The 15811-nt window shown below is 63.0% G+C and carries 13 protein-coding genes and 1 tRNA gene; 2 read left to right on the top strand and 12 right to left on the bottom strand.

The features are described 5' to 3' along the window. Positions 1 to 9: 9 nt before the first annotated feature. From IB272_RS12960 to tesB, 7 genes are all read right to left on the bottom strand, one after another. On the bottom strand, positions 10 to 2199 hold the full coding sequence (locus IB272_RS12960) for a TonB-dependent siderophore receptor (RefSeq protein ID WP_060586527.1): 2190 nt from the start codon (positions 2197 to 2199) through the stop codon (positions 10 to 12). Positions 2200 to 2433: 234 nt separating this feature from the next. Further along, the gene (locus IB272_RS12955) at positions 2434 to 3240 is read right to left on the bottom strand and encodes an exodeoxyribonuclease III (protein ID WP_034802774.1); all 807 of its coding nucleotides are present in this window, start codon (positions 3238 to 3240) and stop codon (positions 2434 to 2436) included. A 180-nt stretch (positions 3241 to 3420) separates the two neighbouring features. Further along, positions 3421 to 4083: an outer membrane lipoprotein carrier protein LolA gene (locus IB272_RS12950; protein WP_034803111.1), complete on the bottom strand. Its 663-nt coding sequence runs from the start codon at positions 4081 to 4083 to the stop codon at positions 3421 to 3423. A gap of 206 nt (positions 4084 to 4289) precedes the next feature. Beyond that, on the bottom strand, positions 4290 to 6950 hold the full coding sequence (locus IB272_RS12945) for a DNA translocase FtsK (RefSeq protein ID WP_060586525.1): 2661 nt from the start codon (positions 6948 to 6950) through the stop codon (positions 4290 to 4292). Positions 6951 to 7186: 236 nt separating this feature from the next. Beyond that, complete coding sequence (locus IB272_RS12940) at positions 7187 to 8542, bottom strand: ammonium transporter (protein WP_034802768.1); 1356 nt, start codon at positions 8540 to 8542, stop codon at positions 7187 to 7189. 28 nt (positions 8543 to 8570) lie between these two features. After that, positions 8571 to 8909, bottom strand: a complete 339-nt coding sequence (locus IB272_RS12935; RefSeq protein ID WP_034802765.1) for a P-II family nitrogen regulator — start codon at positions 8907 to 8909, stop codon at positions 8571 to 8573. Positions 8910 to 9143: 234 nt separating this feature from the next. Next, positions 9144 to 10028 carry an acyl-CoA thioesterase II gene (gene tesB / locus IB272_RS12930; RefSeq protein WP_034802762.1) on the bottom strand — a complete coding sequence of 295 codons (885 nt, stop codon included), beginning with the start codon at positions 10026 to 10028 and terminating at the stop codon, positions 9144 to 9146. A gap of 84 nt (positions 10029 to 10112) precedes the next feature. Here tesB and IB272_RS12925 point away from each other — a divergent pair, with 84 nt between their 5' ends. Next, entirely contained in the window at positions 10113 to 11327 is a 1215-nt protein-coding gene (locus tag IB272_RS12925) for a ubiquinone biosynthesis hydroxylase (protein WP_060521445.1), read from the top strand. A 166-nt stretch (positions 11328 to 11493) separates the two neighbouring features. On the opposite strand, the gene IB272_RS12920 is transcribed toward IB272_RS12925, so the two are convergent. The 4 genes from IB272_RS12920 to IB272_RS12905 all read right to left on the bottom strand — a co-directional run bounded on the left by IB272_RS12920 (position 11494) and on the right by IB272_RS12905 (position 14109). Next, on the bottom strand, positions 11494 to 11682 hold the full coding sequence (locus IB272_RS12920; protein ID WP_034802755.1) for a Trm112 family protein: 189 nt from the start codon (positions 11680 to 11682) through the stop codon (positions 11494 to 11496). 11 nt (positions 11683 to 11693) lie between these two features. After that, a complete protein-coding gene (locus IB272_RS12915) occupies positions 11694 to 12374 on the bottom strand; it encodes an LON peptidase substrate-binding domain-containing protein (RefSeq protein ID WP_060586524.1) in 681 nt (226 codons plus the stop codon). Positions 12375 to 12566: 192 nt separating this feature from the next. Continuing rightward, positions 12567 to 13541: a thioredoxin gene (gene trxA / locus IB272_RS12910; protein WP_034802750.1), complete on the bottom strand. Its 975-nt coding sequence runs from the start codon at positions 13539 to 13541 to the stop codon at positions 12567 to 12569. A 58-nt stretch (positions 13542 to 13599) separates the two neighbouring features. Continuing rightward, positions 13600 to 14109: a prolyl-tRNA synthetase associated domain-containing protein gene (locus IB272_RS12905; RefSeq protein WP_082566535.1), complete on the bottom strand. Its 510-nt coding sequence runs from the start codon at positions 14107 to 14109 to the stop codon at positions 13600 to 13602. A 251-nt stretch (positions 14110 to 14360) separates the two neighbouring features. Here IB272_RS12905 and IB272_RS12900 point away from each other — a divergent pair. Beyond that, positions 14361 to 14435 (top strand) — tRNA-Gly (locus tag IB272_RS12900). A 166-nt stretch (positions 14436 to 14601) separates the two neighbouring features. Here the strand turns inward: IB272_RS12900 and IB272_RS12895 are convergent. Then, entirely contained in the window at positions 14602 to 15618 is a 1017-nt protein-coding gene (locus tag IB272_RS12895; RefSeq protein WP_060521441.1) for an aldose epimerase family protein, read from the bottom strand. Between the last annotated feature and the right edge of the window lie 193 nt (positions 15619 to 15811).

The following is a 15811-nucleotide window of genomic DNA, read 5'->3' as shown; positions in this document are numbered from 1 at the left end:
GGTTTCTCGCTACCACCGATATTTCAGCGAACCGAGCACGGTGCGGCCCTGGCCGAAATAGCAGTAGCCATCGGTGCAGACCTCTTCGCGGCGATCGCCGAGATTGGTAGCGCTGACGGCGAGCGACAGTCCGTCGAGTTCGGGGTTCTTGACGCCGAAGTCGTAGGCGATCGAGGCGTCGAAATAGACGGCGCCGCCGTTCTTGGCGGTGTTGGCATCGGACGTGTAGGAGCTTGACGCCAGCCGTACGCCGCCGCCGAGGCTGAGGCCCGCAAGCTGCGTGTCTTCGGGCAAAAGATAGTTCACCCACAGCGATGCGACATGGCGCGGCTTCGTCGACGGCACGTTGCCGATCAGCGACGGATCGACGTTTCCGGTGATTTCAGCGTCGTTGTAGTTGTAGGCGGCGATGAAGCTCAGGCCGTTGTCGAACTCCCGGCGTCCTTCCACCTCGAAACCATTGGTCGTCACCTCGCCGGCCGACTTGTAGTAGTAGCCGACGGGAAGGGACGGGTCGGACACGTATTGCGGCGCGCCGCTTTCGACGATCCGGTAATAGGCCGCGCTCAGTGAATAGGCTTCGCCTTCCGGATGGTACTTCACGCCCAATTCGACCTGCTCGCCGGTCGTCGGATCGAGCACGCGGCCATCGACCGAAAGCTCTGTGCGCGGCACGAAGGAGGTGCTGTAGCTGGCATAGGGCGCGATGCCGTTGTCGAAGAGGTAGAGCAGGCCGGCCTGCCCGGTGAGTTCGCCATCGTCCTTGCGATCGACGACGCCGGTGTTCTTGTTGGTGCTGGTCTGGTCGACCCAGTCGTAGCGAAGGCCACCAACGGCGCGCCAGTTGCCTACCTCCAGCTGATCCTGGACATAGATGCCCGTCTGCCGCAGGTCCCGCCCGCTGAAGCTGGTAAGCGCTGGCGTCGGATCGCCGACGCCGACGCCGAAGGTCGGGTTGTTGAGATCGAAGCGATAGGCCGGATCGACGGCGCCGAAGCCGAGGCCGAAGTCCGAGGTGATCCAGGTGTAATCGAGGCCGGTCAGCAGCGTGTGCGAGACCGCCCCGGTGTCAAAGGTCGCCTGGAGCTGATTGTCGATCTGGTAGGCGCGCTGGTCGTCCTTGATGGCGACGGGTGAGCGGTCAAAGACGCCGGGCGCGACCTCCGTCCCGAACTGCAGGTAACGGGCCCTGAGGTCCAGATCGCTGACGCGGCCGTGCTGGCGGAAGGTCAGGCCGTTGTCGAACTCGTGCTCGAACTTGTAACCGGCCTGGACCTGGCCGACCTTCTGGTAGTCATAGTCCGGGTCGCTGTAGCGCAGCAGCCGGCCGTCATGCTCGAGCACCCGCGGGCTGGCGTCGCTTTCGCCCTTCTGCCCCAGGCCGTAGACCGCCAGCGACGTGCCTTCGTCCGGCTTCCAGGTGAAGGAGGGCTGCAGCAGGTAACGATCGTCGGCAACGTCGTAGTTGGTCTCGCCGTTTCGCAGAAGCCCGACGATGCGATAGAGGACGTCGCCGTCAGCCGTTACCGGCCCGCCGACATCGAAGGCGGCCTGGGCGCGACCGATCGTGCCATATTGCAGCTCGACCTCGCGGTGGGGCTCCTCCTCGGGCATCTTCGAGATGCGGTTGACGATGCCGCCGACGCCGGCAGCACCATACATGACCGAGACCGGACCTTTCAGGATCTCGATCCGCTCGAGGCCGTAGACCTCCGTCGGGAAGGTGCCGTAGTTCATGTAGGGCTGGCGCAGGCCGTCACGGAAATCGCCGGTCGTCGTCGTCTCGAAACCGCGGATATAGATCTGGTCGAAACGCGGATCGAAGCCGAAGGCGCCGGTCGTGACGCCGGCGGCATAACGCGTTGCCTGGATCATGTCCTGCACGCCGCGTTCTTCGAGCTCCTTGCGCGTGACCACCGAGACCGAGCGGGGCGTTTCGATCAGCGGCGTGTCGGTCTTCAGCGCCGAGACGTTGCGTGTCGGCACGATCGTGTCGTTATCCTCGGCGATCGTCGCAGCTGCCCTGCCGGCCGTCGCTTCGATCTTTTCCAGACGGGTGGTCTTCTGGCTTTCGGCCGATTGCGCATGGGTCGCTGTCGGCGAAAGGATCACGGCGACAGCGCTTGCGGCGAGCACGGTGGTTGCGGACAGCGCGCGGCGCGAGGCGCGCAGGAAGGTGGTCGGCAAGGTCTTTGGCATCTCTGGCCCTCTTGCGGGCGCACGAAAACCCTCCGGCCAAAGCCAGAGCAAAGCACCCGAATATCAGTGAAAACGACGGCTGAGCGGCCATCGGAGGCGGTGTCCCCGCCGCCCGACAAGAGGGATAGTCCGTTTGGAAATGCGCATCAAGAAAAATATGATTCTTTTAGTCATGTTTTTCTTGATGGAACAGCGGGCGCCGAAGGCGCGTGCCGCCGCCCAGAAAATGACGTCCTAGATGTCGAAGTGCGCGATGACGGGCACGTGGTCTGAGGGGCGCTCCCAGCCGCGCGCTTCCCGCAGGATATCGACGTTCTTGAGCGCCGGCGCGAGGTCGGCGGACGACCAGATATGGTCGAGTCGGCGCCCACGGTCGGCAGCTTCCCAGTCCTTCGCCCGGTAGCTCCACCAGGTGTAGAGCTTGGTCGGGGAGGGCGTGTGCTGGCGCATCAGGTCGACCCAGCCGCCGCCGTTCATGACCGTGGTCAGCCCCTCGGTTTCGATCGGCGTATGGCTGACGATCTTCAGGAGCTGTTTGTGCGACCAGACGTCGTCTTCCAGCGGCGCGATATTGAGGTCGCCGACGAGGATCGAGGAAATGCCGGCCTCGGCTTCGGCGTGCAGCAGCTTCATCTCCTCGACGAAATCGAGCTTGTGGCCGAATTTCGGATTGATGGTGCGGTCCGGCTCGTCGCCGCCGGCAGGCACGTAGAAATTATGCAGCCGGATCTTCTTGCCGCCGGCTTCGAAAACGACCGAGAGATGGCGGGCGTCGCCGATGCCGCAATAGTCGCGGCGATCGCTAAGCTCATGCAGCGGCAGGCGCGAGATCGTCGCCACGCCGTGATAGCCCTTCTGGCCGTGCATCTCGATATGATTGTAGCCGAGCGCCTTCAGGGGCTTGGAGGGAAACTGGTCGTTCGGGCACTTGGTTTCCTGCAGGCAGAGGATGTCAGGCTGCCAGGTCTGCAGCAGATGCTCGACCAGCGGCATGCGCAGGCGAACGGAGTTGATGTTCCAAGTGGCGACGGAAAGGGCCATGCGTCATTCCCTGATCGGCTGGGGCCGGACGCTCGCGAAGGGAAGGCCGGCTCGGGATGGATGTTTGACCCGAGCTTTAAGCAGGTCCGGCGCGCCGGGACAAGGAATGCCTGAACGACGCCGCACTAAAAACCGCGTGTCCTATGGACGCGCGAAGGTCGGCTTGGCGCATGATGTCGCTCAGCCGCCGCGCTTGTTGCGGACCTCGTCATAGGGGATCTGGAAGACCTTGTCGTCCAGCGCCATACCGGTCTTGACATTGAAGATCATGACCGAGGTGTCCTTCTTCTGCGCGTCGGTGATGGTCCACTGGCGCAGATCGTAGGTCTTCGGGTCGAACATCATGGTGATGGTCGAATCGCCGAAGATCGAACGGTCGCCAAGCACGATGGTGATGAGGTCGGACTCTTCCTTGACGTCGCGCACCATCTTGCCGGTCAGGTCGATCCTCTCGCTGAGCAGCAGGTTGAGCGGAGTCTTCGACAGCGGATAGATGTCCCAGGTCTTGAGCTTCATGTTGCCGATGACGACGGACTTGCCGTCGGCGATGACGCGCATCGGCGAGGGGGCCTCGTAGTTGAAGCGGATGCGGCCGGGGCGGCGGATATAGAATTTGCCGCCGGTCTGCTCGCCGCGCGGGCCGAACTGGACGAATTCGCCGGCCATGGTCTTCACCGAGGAGAAATGGTCGGCGATCTTCTGGGCAGCGCTCGGGGCCTGGGCGAAGGCCTGGCCGAGGTCGAGACCGGTGCCGCCGATGCCGCCAAGTGCCGCAAGCCCGCACACGAAGAGGCGGCGCGACATCACCGGGTGGTTGCGCTCGCCAGTCTTAGTCTCTGTCATCTCGGTCTCCTTCATTTACGAATCATCTGGAGCGCAAGTGCGGCGCCTTCAAGGCGCCATTTTCGAGCTTTTTCGCTCGCGCTCTCACATGACTGTTACCGGTTTGGCCCTTTATCCAGGGCCTCTGCCCGCATCCGCCGGGCGTCTTTTCTATCAATGCATTCGCCTCACGCGAATCTGCGGGAACTGCCCTGTCGTCCGGTGACTTACTCTTCGGTCGGAACGAGGATCTCGCGTTTGCCGGCGTGGTTCGCCGGCCCGATGATGCCTTCCTGCTCCATGCGCTCGATCAGCGATGCGGCACGATTGTAACCGATCCCGAGGCGTCGCTGCACGTAGGAAGTCGAGGCCTTGCCGTCGCGCAGGACGACCGCAACCGCCTGGTCGTAAGGATCGTCGGAATCGGCGAGATTGGAGGTGCCGGCCGGGCCGCCGCCCTCGCCATCCTCGTCGTCATCCTCGGTGATGGCATCGAGATATTGCGGTACGCCTTGCGTCTTCAGGTAGGCGACGACCTCTTCGACCTCGGTGTCGGAAACGAAGGGGCCGTGGACGCGCTGGATGCGGCCGCCGCCGGCCATGTAGAGCATGTCGCCCATGCCGAGCAGCTGTTCGGCGCCCTGTTCGCCAAGGATGGTGCGGCTGTCGATCTTCGAGGTCACCTGGAACGAGATGCGCGTCGGGAAGTTGGCCTTGATCGTGCCGGTGATGACGTCGACCGAGGGGCGCTGCGTCGCCATGATGACATGGATGCCGGCGGCGCGGGCCATCTGGGCGAGCCGCTGCACTGCGCCCTCGATGTCCTTGCCGGCGACCATCATCAGGTCGGCCATTTCGTCGATGATGACGACGATGTAGGGCATCGGCGCCAGATCGAATTCTTCCGTCTCGTACATGGCTTCGCCGGTCTGGCGGTCGAAGCCGGTCTGCACCGTGCGGGTGATCTGTTCGCCCTTGGCAAGCGCCTGCTCGACGCGGCTGTTGAAGCCGTCGATGTTGCGCACGCCGATCTTCGACATCTTCTTGTAGCGCTCTTCCATCTCGCGCACCGTCCACTTCAGTGCGACGACCGCCTTCTTGGGGTCGGTCACAACAGGCGAAAGCAGGTGCGGGATGCCGTCATAGACGGAAAGTTCGAGCATCTTCGGGTCGATCATGATCAGGCGGCACTGATCGGGGCTCAGCCGATAGAGCAGCGACAGGATCATGGTATTGATCGCGACCGATTTGCCCGAACCGGTGGTGCCGGCGACGAGCAGATGCGGCATCTTGGCGAGATCGGCGACGACGGGCTCGCCGCCGATCGTCTTGCCGAGCGCCATGGCAAGGCGGGCCTTGGAGGTCTCGAAATCGCGCGAGCCGATGAGTTCGCGCAGATAGACGGTTTCGCGCCGCTGGTTCGGCAGTTCGATGCCGATGGCGTTGCGGCCGGGAACGACGGCGACGCGAGCCGCGATCGCGCTCATCGAGCGGGCGATATCGTCGGCAAGGCCGATGACGCGAGAGGACTTGATGCCCGGTGCCGGTTCCAGTTCGTAGAGGGTAACGACCGGGCCGGGGCGAACATGGATGATCTCGCCCTTGACACCGAAATCTTCAAGCACGCCTTCGAGCATGCGGGCGTTCTGCTCCAGCGCATCGGGCGAGAGCGAGGCGTCGCGGCCGACGTTTTTCGGCTCGGCAAGGAAATGCATCGGCGGCAGCGTGAAGTCGCCATCGTTGTCGTCGACGAAGGAGCGCTGGGCTTCGCGCTCGACGCGCTGGCCCGTCTTCGGGCGAGGAGCAGGCGTCGAAACGCGCGAGCCGCCGCCCTTGGGCAGGCCCTGCTTCGGCGGTGCCGCCTTCGGCGCCCAGTCGGCGGCTGCATCGTAGTCTTCGTCGTCAGGCAGAATGCCGGCGGGGCGGCGCTCGTCGATGTCGAAGGGCAGGTCGTCATCCTCGTCGTCGGCCATGATCGGCGGCGGGGTGAGGATGCGGCGCTCGGAGCGGTCGAGCGAGGGCTCGATGCGGTCGCCGGCGGCCATCGGCTTCGGCCGGGCGGGTTCGTTCAGCGTGCCGAACTCGTCGTTGTTGAAATCATAGGGTTCGTCGTACTGGCGCTTGGGCGTGGCGCGGGTGCCGCTCATGCCGAAAATGCGGCGCATGCGCGCGTGCATGGTGTAGCGCATATGGGCAAAAGAGCCCATCAGCAGGGTGAAGGGACCTTCGCTGTCGTCCTCGTCCAGTTCGTCGCGCACGGTGCGCGCCTTGCTCGGCGTCGGCTCGGCAATTTCCTCTTCCTCCTCCTCGTCGCTGACGCCGATCAGGCCGGCGCTATAGACCAGGCACCAGGCGGCGGGGACGGCGAAGATGCAGGCAAGAATGGTCGCAAGCGTGCCGGTCGGGAAGGCGCCGGTAAAGAGCGCGGGGAAGCGCAGGATCATGTCGCCGAAGACGCCTCCAAGGCCGTTGGGCAGCGGCCAGGTGATGGGGGCGGGAACACAGCTGAGTGCTGCGCCGGCAAGCACCGAGCCGACGAACCAGAGACCGAGGCGCTTGAAGACCTTGTCGAAACGTTTGCCGCCGATCAGCACCAGGGCCCAGGCGACGGCCGGCAGGAGGGCGACGACGCTGGCCAGCCCGAAGAACTGCATGAAGATGTCGGCAAAGGCAGCACCCGTGTAACCGAGCACGTTGGTCGGCGCTTGTGACGTGGCGTAGGAGAAGCTGGGATCGGCGACGTTCCACGTCGAGAGCGCTGCGACGGCCAGCGCCAATGCGCCGAACAGCGCAAAGCCCGCCAGCGACGCGATCTGTCGCCAAACGAAGGTGGTTAGCACGAACCGGTTGGAACGGCTGTCAAGCGCTGCCGGATTGCTTCTGCTCATGTTGCCTGCTGCCCGTCTCGATCTTCACGGCGCATTGCGCGCCATGGAATCAACCTAAGCGGTGTACGGTTAATGCGACATTAACCATGCGTAGTTGGCGCTAAAATAGCAGTCGCAGCCGGACCGATCGGCACGAAAAAAGGCCCGGAGCTTCCGATCCGGGCCAAGGGCGATCCGCGTGGGGCGGATCGCGACGGGACTGTAGGCGGCGCCGAATTGCCGGCGCCGCGATCCGCTTAGCTGTGGTAGGCGGCTTCACCGTGCGACGAGAGGTCGAGGCCCTCGCGTTCGGCTTCGACGGAGACGCGCAGGCCGACGATCGAGTCCACCAGCTTGTAGAGGATGACGGAGACGACGCCGCACCAGACGATGGTGATGGCAACCGCGGTCAGCTGGGTCATGAACTGGCCGCCCATGGTGACGCCGTCGGCATAACCGATGCCGCCGAGCGACGAGGAGGCGAAGATGCCGGTGGCAAGCGCACCGAAGAAGCCGCCGACGCCGTGGACGCCGAAGACGTCTGCCGTGTCATCATAGTGGAACTTGTTCTTCACGACAGAGACGAAGAAGTAGCAGAGCGGCGAGACGAGCACGCCCATGACGATCGCGCCCATCGGGCCGGCAATGCCGGCGGCGGGCGTGATGGCGACGAGACCGGCGATCATGCCCGAGGCGGCGCCCAGCATCGAGGCCTTGCCGCGGGTGAAGGTTTCGACGGCCGACCAGGAAAGGATGGCGGCTGCGGTTGCAAGGAAGGTGTTGACGGTCGCGAGCATGGCGCCGCCCGAGGCTTCGAGGTTCGAGCCGGCGTTGAAGCCGAACCAGCCGAACCAGAGCATGGCAGCACCAACCAGCGTCAGCGTCATCGAGTGCGGTGCCATCATGTCGCGGCCGTAGCCGGTGCGCTTGCCGACCATGATCGCGCCGATCAGGCCAGCCACGCCGGCATTGATGTGAACGACGGTGCCGCCGGCGAAGTCAAGCGCGCCCATGCCGAAGAGCAGGCCGTTGCCGTCCCAGACCATGTGGGCGATCGGGAAGTAGACGAAGGTCGCCCAGAGCACCGAGAAGAGCACGGCTGCGGAGAACTTGATGCGCTCGGCAAAGGCGCCGACGATCAGCGCCGGGGTCAGTGCCGCGAAGGTCATCTGGAACAGCATGAAGATGTATTCCGGAATGACGACGCCTTCCGAGAAGGTGGCCGACGTGCTCTCAGTGGTGACGCCGGCGAGGAACATCTTGGCGAAGCCGCCGAAATAGGGGCTGGTCGAGCCGCCGAAGGCGAAGGAGTAACCGTAGACGACCCAGACGATCATCATCGTCGCGCCGATCACGGTGCACTGCATCAGCACCGAGAGCATGTTCTTGGCGCGCACTAGGCCGCCGTAGAACAGCGCGAGGCCCGGGATCAGCATGAAGAAGACGAGAAGCGTCGAGATGAACATGAAGGCGGTATCGGCCTTGTCCGGCACCGGTACAGCTGCGGCCGCCGCCGGTGCCGCTTCCTGCGCGAAGGCTACGGCCGGCGCAAGCAGGGCGGCAGTCATTGCGCCCAGGCGTCCAAGAGAGGTGGAAAGCTTAAGTGATGACATCGAGGTAGTGCTCCCTGAACGGCGTGGTTTACAACGCTTCTGAATCGGTTTCGCCGGTGCGGATGCGCACCGCATGGTCAATGGCGTAGACGAAGATCTTTCCGTCGCCGATCTGGCCGGTCTTGGCGGCTGCGGCGATCGCTTCAACGGCCTTGTCGACGAGTTCTGAAGGAACGGCGATCTCGACCTTCAGTTTCGGCAGGAAGCTCACGGCATATTCGGTACCGCGGTAGATTTCGGTATGTCCCTTCTGGCGGCCGTAGCCTTTGACTTCGGTCACGGTCAGGCCCTGGATGCCGACAGCAGTGAGGGCTTCGCGAACCTCATCGAGCTTGAACGGCTTGATAATGGCCATCACAATTTTCATCTGGTTTCATCCTTGTTCGCCTCCGGCGGAGGCCGTCTCTCCTTGCTGCGGAGCGCCAGAGCGCCGTGCAACCGAACCATGACATTCAAGGGGCGTGCCAGATTCTGACGCTCGACTTAAGGTAATGAAAACAAATAGAAAAAAAGAAAGCCGCAGCACGATTGCTGCGGCGCATCAAAAAATCGTCACTTTAGAAGATTAAAAAATAGGCAGAACGAAGATTCTGCTTATTTCCTATTCAGATGCCTTTTTCCGGATCAACCCTTCCTGGGCGACGGAGGCGATCAGCACACCGGAACGCGTAAAAAGGCTGCCTCTGGTCATCCCGCGGGCACCATGTGCACTCGGGCTATCCTGGGTATAGAGCAGCCAGTCGTCCATCTTGCAGGGGCGGTGAAACCACATGGCATGATCGAGGCTCGCGACCTGCAGGTTCCGGTCAAAGACCGAAGTGCCGTGCGCATAGAGCGAGGTGTCGAGCAGGGTCATGTCGGAGAGATAGGCAAGGATCGCTGCCTGGATATGGCGCTCGTCCGGAACCGTGCCGACGGCCTTGACCCAGACATCCTGGATCGGCTTGCCGTCGTTGCGGGTAAAATAGTGCTGCAGCGACGCCGGCCGGATCTCGATCGGCCGCGGCCTTTCCCAATAGCGCCGGATTGCTTCGGGCGCGTGGACGAGAAACTTTTCCTTCAGCTCCTGTTCGCCCGGAAGCGTCTCGGGCATGGCGAGATCAGGCATGTCGATCTGGTGGTCGAAACCGTCCTCGTCGTACTGGAACGAGGCGGACATGGAGAAGATCGCCTTGCCATGCTGGATGGCGACTACCCGCCTGGTGGCGAAGCTCGAACCGTCGCGGATGCGATCTACCTCGTAGATGATAGGTACGGAAGGATCGCCCGGCCGCATGAAATAGGCGTGCAGCGAATGCACGTAACGCCCCTCATCAACGGTTCGCTGCGCGGCGACCAGCGCTTGGCCGATCACCTGGCCGCCGAAGACACGCTGCCAGCCGACCTGCGGGCTACGGCCGCGGAACAGGTTTTCCTCGAGCTTTTCGAGATCGAGAATGGCCAGCAGCGCATCCATGGGGGTGGCGGTCTCGGTGGGGCGCGACATTTCGGCTTTCTCCGATGGTAGGAACGTCGATGGCATTGATCTATATAGACATAAAACGATGCTCAAGTGCGACGGAGAAAGCCGATGCTCGATGTCTTGATTGCCGGTGGCGGCTATGTCGGCCTTTCGCTCGCGGTTTCGCTGAAGAAGGCGGCGCCTCATCTCGACGTGATGGTGATCGACGGCGCGCCGGAAGGCGCCTGGAAGAAGGACCAGCGCGCTTCCGCCGTTGCGTCCGCGGCCGAGCGCATGCTCGACGTGCTTGGCGTCTGGGATGAGATCGCGCCGGAGGCCGAGCCGATCCGCCGCATGGTGATTACCGATTCGAAGGCGGCCGATCCGGTGCGGCCTGTGTTCCTGACCTTCGACGGTGACGGCGGCGAGGGTCGTCCGTTTGCCCATATGGTGCCTAACACGGCGATGGTCGGCGCACTGCGCGGTGCCTGCGCGGCGCTCGGCGTGGTCAATCGCCAGTCGACCATGGTCGAGAGCTTCAAGAGCGGCGACCACGCGGTCGCCGTGACGCTCGCCGGTGGCGAGGAACTCGAAGCACGGTTGCTTGTTGCCTGTGACGGCGTGCGCTCCAAGCTGCGCGATGCCGCCGGCATCAAGACCGTCGAATTCGACTATGGCCAGTCCGGCATCGTCACCACCGTCGAGCACGAGCGGCCGCACGAGGGCACGGCGGAGGAGCATTTCCTGCCGGCCGGGCCTTTCGCCACCCTGCCGCTCAAGAACAATCGCTCGTCACTGGTCTGGACCGAGCGCACCGAGGACGCCGAACGCCTGGTCAAGGGCGACGATTTCCTGTTCGAGGAAGAACTGGAGCGCCGCTTCGGCCACAAGCTTGGTCACCTGAAGGTGGTCGGCGGACGGCGGGCCTTTCCGCTCGGCCTGACGCTTGCCCGCGATTTCGTCAAACCACGCTTCGCGCTTGCCGGTGACGCCGCCCATGGCATTCACCCGATCTCGGGGCAAGGGCTCAATCTCGGCTTCAAGGATGTGGCAGCACTTGCCGAAACCATCGTCGAGGCGGATCGTCTCGGGCTCGACATCGGTTCGCTCGCGGTGCTTGAGCGCTACCAGAGCTGGCGGCGTTTCGACACGTTCCGCATGGGTGTTACGACCGACGTGCTCAACCGGCTGTTTTCCAACGACATCACCCCGGTCCGGATCGCCCGGGATTTCGGCTTGGGCCTCGTCGACCGGCTGCCGTCTCTCAAGAGCTTCTTTATCCGCCAGGCGGCCGGTATTGCCGGGGAGACCGATCCGCGGTTGTTGTCGGGTCAGCCGATCTGAGGCTTTACGGCTGGGGTTGCCCCTCTCCTCGGGTTAAACCCGAGGACTAACCCTCTCCCCGCAGGATGGGAGAGGGGACGCCTCGCTGTGTTTGCGGGGAGAAGGTGGCCGGCAGGCCGGATGAGGGGCAGTCGAGAACTCTACGGGTAACGGGCCGACGCGGCCCTCAATCCTCGATCTTGCGTGCTTCCGAGATCAGCATGATCGGCACGCCGTCGCGGATGGGATAGGCGAGGCGCGCCTTTTCCGAGATCAGTTCATTGGCTTCGGCGTGATAGCTGAGGCGTCCCTTGGTCAGCGGGCAGACGAGCAGTTCGAGCAGTTTCGGATCGACCTTGCTGGCGTTGATATCCATCTATCCGTTGCTCACTGCAAAATGCTGTCCATATCGCCGAAGTCGCGCGCAAGAACGATTTCGGTGATGGCGATCAGGGTTTCGGCGCGGGTCTTGAGATCGGGGGCCTCGAGCAGCGCCTGTTTCTCCGCCGGGCCATAGGGCGACATCATCGCCATGGAGTTCACGAGCGTGCGGTTGCTCGCCCGCTCGACGCTTTCCCAGTCGGCTTTCAGCTTGTTGGCTTCGAGATAGGCCTTGAAGGCGGCCAGAAGCGCTGCCCGGTCGACGAGGGTCTCGTCGTCGCGGTTTTCGAGATCTGCCGCAAAGGGGCCGATGCGGAAGCGACGGTAGCCACGCGTACCGCCGACTTCCGAAAACAGCCGGTAGCGGCAGACGCCTGTGAGCGAGGTGATGTAGCGGCCGTCGCCGGTCTCGGCAAAGGAGGTGATGCGACCAATGCAGCCGACCTCGCAGAGCGCCTGCATCGGTCCGGTGGCGGTGTCGTTGCGACCCTCGCAGAAGGACGGCTGTACGATGCCGATCAGGCGGTTGCCGGAAAGGGCGTCATCGAGCATGGCGAGGTAGCGCGGCTCGAAGATGTTGAGGGGAAGCTGGGCGCCGGGAAGCAGCAATGTACCGGTCAGCGGAAACACCGGAATGATCTCCGGCAAGTCCTTCGGACCGAGATAGCGTGCATTTCCGACGTGCATTTCCGATAGACCCTGCCGGTATTCGCTTTGCCCCGCCAAGGAAGCGTGGTCAACCAGATCAAAAGATGGTGCGCTGCTTGAAAATCTCAAGGGACGAGCCCGTCGATCTTCACAGGTGAAGATGGATCGTGATCGGATCCGCTTACGAAAAGGGGCGCAGATAGCGCCCCTTTCAAAAACATGTCTGACGGCTCAGGAGAACAGGATCGACGAGAGCTTGCGCCGCGCGGCGATGGTTGCCGGATCCTTCGGGCCCCAGACCTCGAAGAACGAAAGCAGCTCGCGCCGCGCGCCGTCGTCGTCGTAAGCCCGGTCGCGCTTCATGATCGTGAGCAGATGGTCGGCCGCAGCCATCCGGTCGCCCTCGACGTTGCGGATCTTGGCGAGCAGCACGCGCGCCTCGTGATCATCGGGGTTTGCGGCGAGGCGCCGTTCGAACTCGTTGGGATCGCCGAGCTTGCGGGCTTCCTCGATCTGGTCGAGCTTCTTGCCGATGGCGGCAATGCCGGCGTCCTTGGCAAGATCTTCCGGCAGGCTGGACAGCGCCTCGCGGGCCTCGGCAAGCTGGCCGAGCGCAATCATGCAATCGACCATGCCGGCGATCGCCAAGACATTTTCCGGGTCGGCCTGCAGCACGGCGCCATAGAGGCCGGCGGCGTTCTCGGCATCGCCGGCATCGATGAGCGCCTTGGCGTCGGCGAGAACCGCCTCGATCTCGGCCTTGCTGTCGTCAACGGCGGGGCCGGCGATCTTTTCGATGAACTGCTTGATCTGGCTTTCCGGAACTGCGCCCATGAAGCCGTCGACCGGGCGTCCGCCGACGAAGGCGATGACGGCCGGGATCGACTGGATGCCGAGCTGGCCGGCGATCGAGGGATGATCGTCGATGTTCATCTTGACGAGCTTGACGCGGCCTGCGGCTTCCGTGACCACCTTTTCGATGACAGGGGTCAGCTGCTTGCAGGGACCGCACCAGGGCGCCCAGAAATCGACGAGAACGGGCTGCTGCCTGGAGGCTTCGAGCACGTCCTTGGTGAAGTTGGCAGTGGTGGTTTCCTTGATCAGGTCACCGCCCGACGCGGCCGCCGGCGCCGGCTGGCCGAAGGAGGCCGAAGCCGTCATCTGAGTGCCGAAAGACCCTGCATAGGGATTGTCGCTGCCCGTCATTCTTCTCTCCTCGCCGGCTCGTCCGCCAGCTTACTGCATTCGCGCCAAAGATCGTATGTCAGGCCGTGACTTTCAAGACAAGCGGTTCGTGTCCGGTCGCTTCCATGAAGCGCAACAGATCCTTCGAAGCGATCGAGGTCGTTGCGTCGTTGGAAAGCGGGTGGCAGTTGACGATATCGAACGTCATCAGCGCCTCGTCGAGGATGACCTTGACGTTGCCCCCGGTGTCGTTGATCGCGCCGAAGGCGGTTACGGCCCCCGGAATGACGCCGAGATACTCCATCAGCTTCTCCGGCTTGCCGAAGGATACTTTGCTTGCCGCGCCGATCACCTGGTGCACGGTCTTCAGGTCCACCGTCGCGTGCTCCTCGACGGTGAGCAGGAAATAGTTGTCCTTCTTGTCCTTCACGAAGAGGTTTTTCGTGTGGCCACCGGGCATCTCGTCACGAAGCGCCACCGATTCGGCCACGGTGAAAACCGGAGCGTGGTTCTTCGTCTTATGCTCGATTCCAAGTCCATCGAGAAAATTGAAGAGGTCTTCGGCGGTTTTCGGCTGTGATTCACGCATGATTCTCATCCCCAGGGCGTTCGTTTCGTCTCTGCTTTAGGGGAGAAGGCCGTCAGGACGCAATCTCACAGGCGGCGAAGCCGGCCGAAAACGCGGCATTTCCGGGCTTTGCGAAGGGTGTCCAAAAAAATATTCGATTTCTCGTCATTTCCCTGTTGCATTCCAAAATCGCTTAGGCCATATACCGCCCGTCGCCGCAAGACAGCGCCGACGCCACGGTCCACCGACTACCCCCGGACCTTGGATGATGAGCGGGTGTAGCTCAGGGGTAGAGCACAACCTTGCCAAGGTTGGGGTCGGGCGTTCGAATCGCCTCACCCGCTCCAATTTCTCCCAACCACTTCATTTCACAGTCATTTCTGGAATGAAACGGCATTTGCCGTCAGGCATTCCATGCGCCGATAGTGCCGTCCGCACCATGTGGTTCGGACCGCCGAGACGGCTCCTTTTGCATTTTGCCTTTGTTGGTAAAGCCGGTCGCCGTTTCCGCGCTCAGCTCTTCATGAACACATAGTCCGTCTCCTGCCGGCGGATCTCGCCGGGGCGAAGTACCGCGTTCGGGAAGCTGGCGTGGTTGGCCGCATCCGGCCAGATCTGGGTTTCGAGACAGAAGCCGGCAAAGGCGCCGTAGCGGCGGCCCTCGAGGCCGGGGACGGGGATGTTCAGCTTTGCGCCGGTATAGAGCTGCACGCCGGGCTCGGTCGTCAGCACTTCCATCGTGACACCCGAATCGATGCTGCGAGCAAGCGCCACCGAATGTTTCGCCATGCGTTCGTTCGAAAGGCAGAAATTATGGTCGTAGGCGATGCGCTCGCCTTCGGTCTGGCGGCTGAGCCGCGTCATTTCCCGCAGATCGAAGGCAGTGCCCTCGACCGGGCGGATCTCGCCCGTCGGCACCTGGCGTTCGCTGGTGGGCAGATAGTGGTCGGCGGCGATCATGATGTCGTGGCCGAGGGCGTCGGCGCTGCCGTCGAGATTGAAATAGCTGTGCTGGCAGACATTGGCGAGCGTCGCTCGGTCGGTTTCGCTCTCGTAGACGACGCTCAAGACGCCGCCGGGCTTCAGCTGGTAGGTGCAGGTGACCTTGCAGTTGCCGGGATAACCGGCGCGGCCATCCGGGTCGGTAATGGCGAGCGTGATGCTGTCGGGCGTCTGCTTTACGATCGTCCAGTTGCGCTTGCCGATATTGTCGCTGCCGCCGTGCAGATGCGTGACGCCCTTCTCGTTCAGTTCGAGCTGGTAGGCCTCGCCATCGAGCGTGAAGCGGCCGTTGCCGATGCGATTGGCGCAGCGTCCAGGCGTGGCGCCGAGATAGGGCGAGTGGGCGAGGTAGCTTTCGAGATCGGTGAAACCGAGCACAAGCGGCGGCTCATGGCCTTCCAGGCGAAGGTCCTGGATCACCGAGCCCCAGGTCAAGACATGGGCGGTGAGGCCGCCACCGGAGAGCACCACACGATGGACCGGCTCGCCGGATGGCAGGTGGCCGAAGATTTCCGTGTTCTGATGCATATTCACCGCTGGCTCCCACTACAGCGCTGCGCGTCTCCCCAGACGCACAAAGGTCGCCGTACACTTTTGAATTGCTGCATGTTTTGTCCTTGGCTCGGTTAGGATCCAGGGAAACATGCAACGGTGCGATCGCAGCAACCTGCGTCATTTCCAAAGGCACGGCAACCGGAAAATCATACTAAATGCGGCCTGG

It is taken from the genome of Ensifer sp. ENS08, assembly GCF_014852195.1.
GTDB lineage: Bacteria > Pseudomonadota > Alphaproteobacteria > Rhizobiales > Rhizobiaceae > Ensifer > Ensifer adhaerens.
This window is presented reverse-complemented; position numbering and strand designations above follow the sequence as displayed.

Bases quoted from the DNA above. Each gene is read 5' to 3' on its own strand.
- tesB (WP_034802762.1), bottom strand. From the start codon at position 10,028: ATGTCGCGCCCCACCGAGACCGCCACCCCCATGGATGCGCTGCTGGCC.
- IB272_RS12950 (WP_034803111.1), bottom strand. From the start codon at position 4,083: ATGACAGAGACTAAGACTGGCGAGCGCAACCACCCGGTGATGTCGCGC.
- IB272_RS12955 (WP_034802774.1), bottom strand. From the start codon at position 3,240: ATGGCCCTTTCCGTCGCCACTTGGAACATCAACTCCGTTCGCCTGCGC.
- IB272_RS12915 (WP_060586524.1), bottom strand. From the start codon at position 12,374: ATGCACGTCGGAAATGCACGCTATCTCGGTCCGAAGGACTTGCCGGAG.
- trxA (WP_034802750.1), bottom strand. From the start codon at position 13,541: ATGACGGGCAGCGACAATCCCTATGCAGGGTCTTTCGGCACTCAGATG.
- IB272_RS12925 (WP_060521445.1), top strand. From the start codon at position 10,113: ATGCTCGATGTCTTGATTGCCGGTGGCGGCTATGTCGGCCTTTCGCTC.
- IB272_RS12920 (WP_034802755.1), bottom strand. From the start codon at position 11,682: ATGGATATCAACGCCAGCAAGGTCGATCCGAAACTGCTCGAACTGCTC.
- IB272_RS12940 (WP_034802768.1), bottom strand. From the start codon at position 8,542: ATGTCATCACTTAAGCTTTCCACCTCTCTTGGACGCCTGGGCGCAATG.
- IB272_RS12905 (WP_082566535.1), bottom strand. From the start codon at position 14,109: ATGCGTGAATCACAGCCGAAAACCGCCGAAGACCTCTTCAATTTTCTC.
- IB272_RS12945 (WP_060586525.1), bottom strand. From the start codon at position 6,950: ATGAGCAGAAGCAATCCGGCAGCGCTTGACAGCCGTTCCAACCGGTTC.
- IB272_RS12960 (WP_060586527.1), bottom strand. From the start codon at position 2,199: ATGCCAAAGACCTTGCCGACCACCTTCCTGCGCGCCTCGCGCCGCGCG.
- IB272_RS12935 (WP_034802765.1), bottom strand. From the start codon at position 8,909: ATGAAAATTGTGATGGCCATTATCAAGCCGTTCAAGCTCGATGAGGTT.
- IB272_RS12895 (WP_060521441.1), bottom strand. From the start codon at position 15,618: ATGCATCAGAACACGGAAATCTTCGGCCACCTGCCATCCGGCGAGCCG.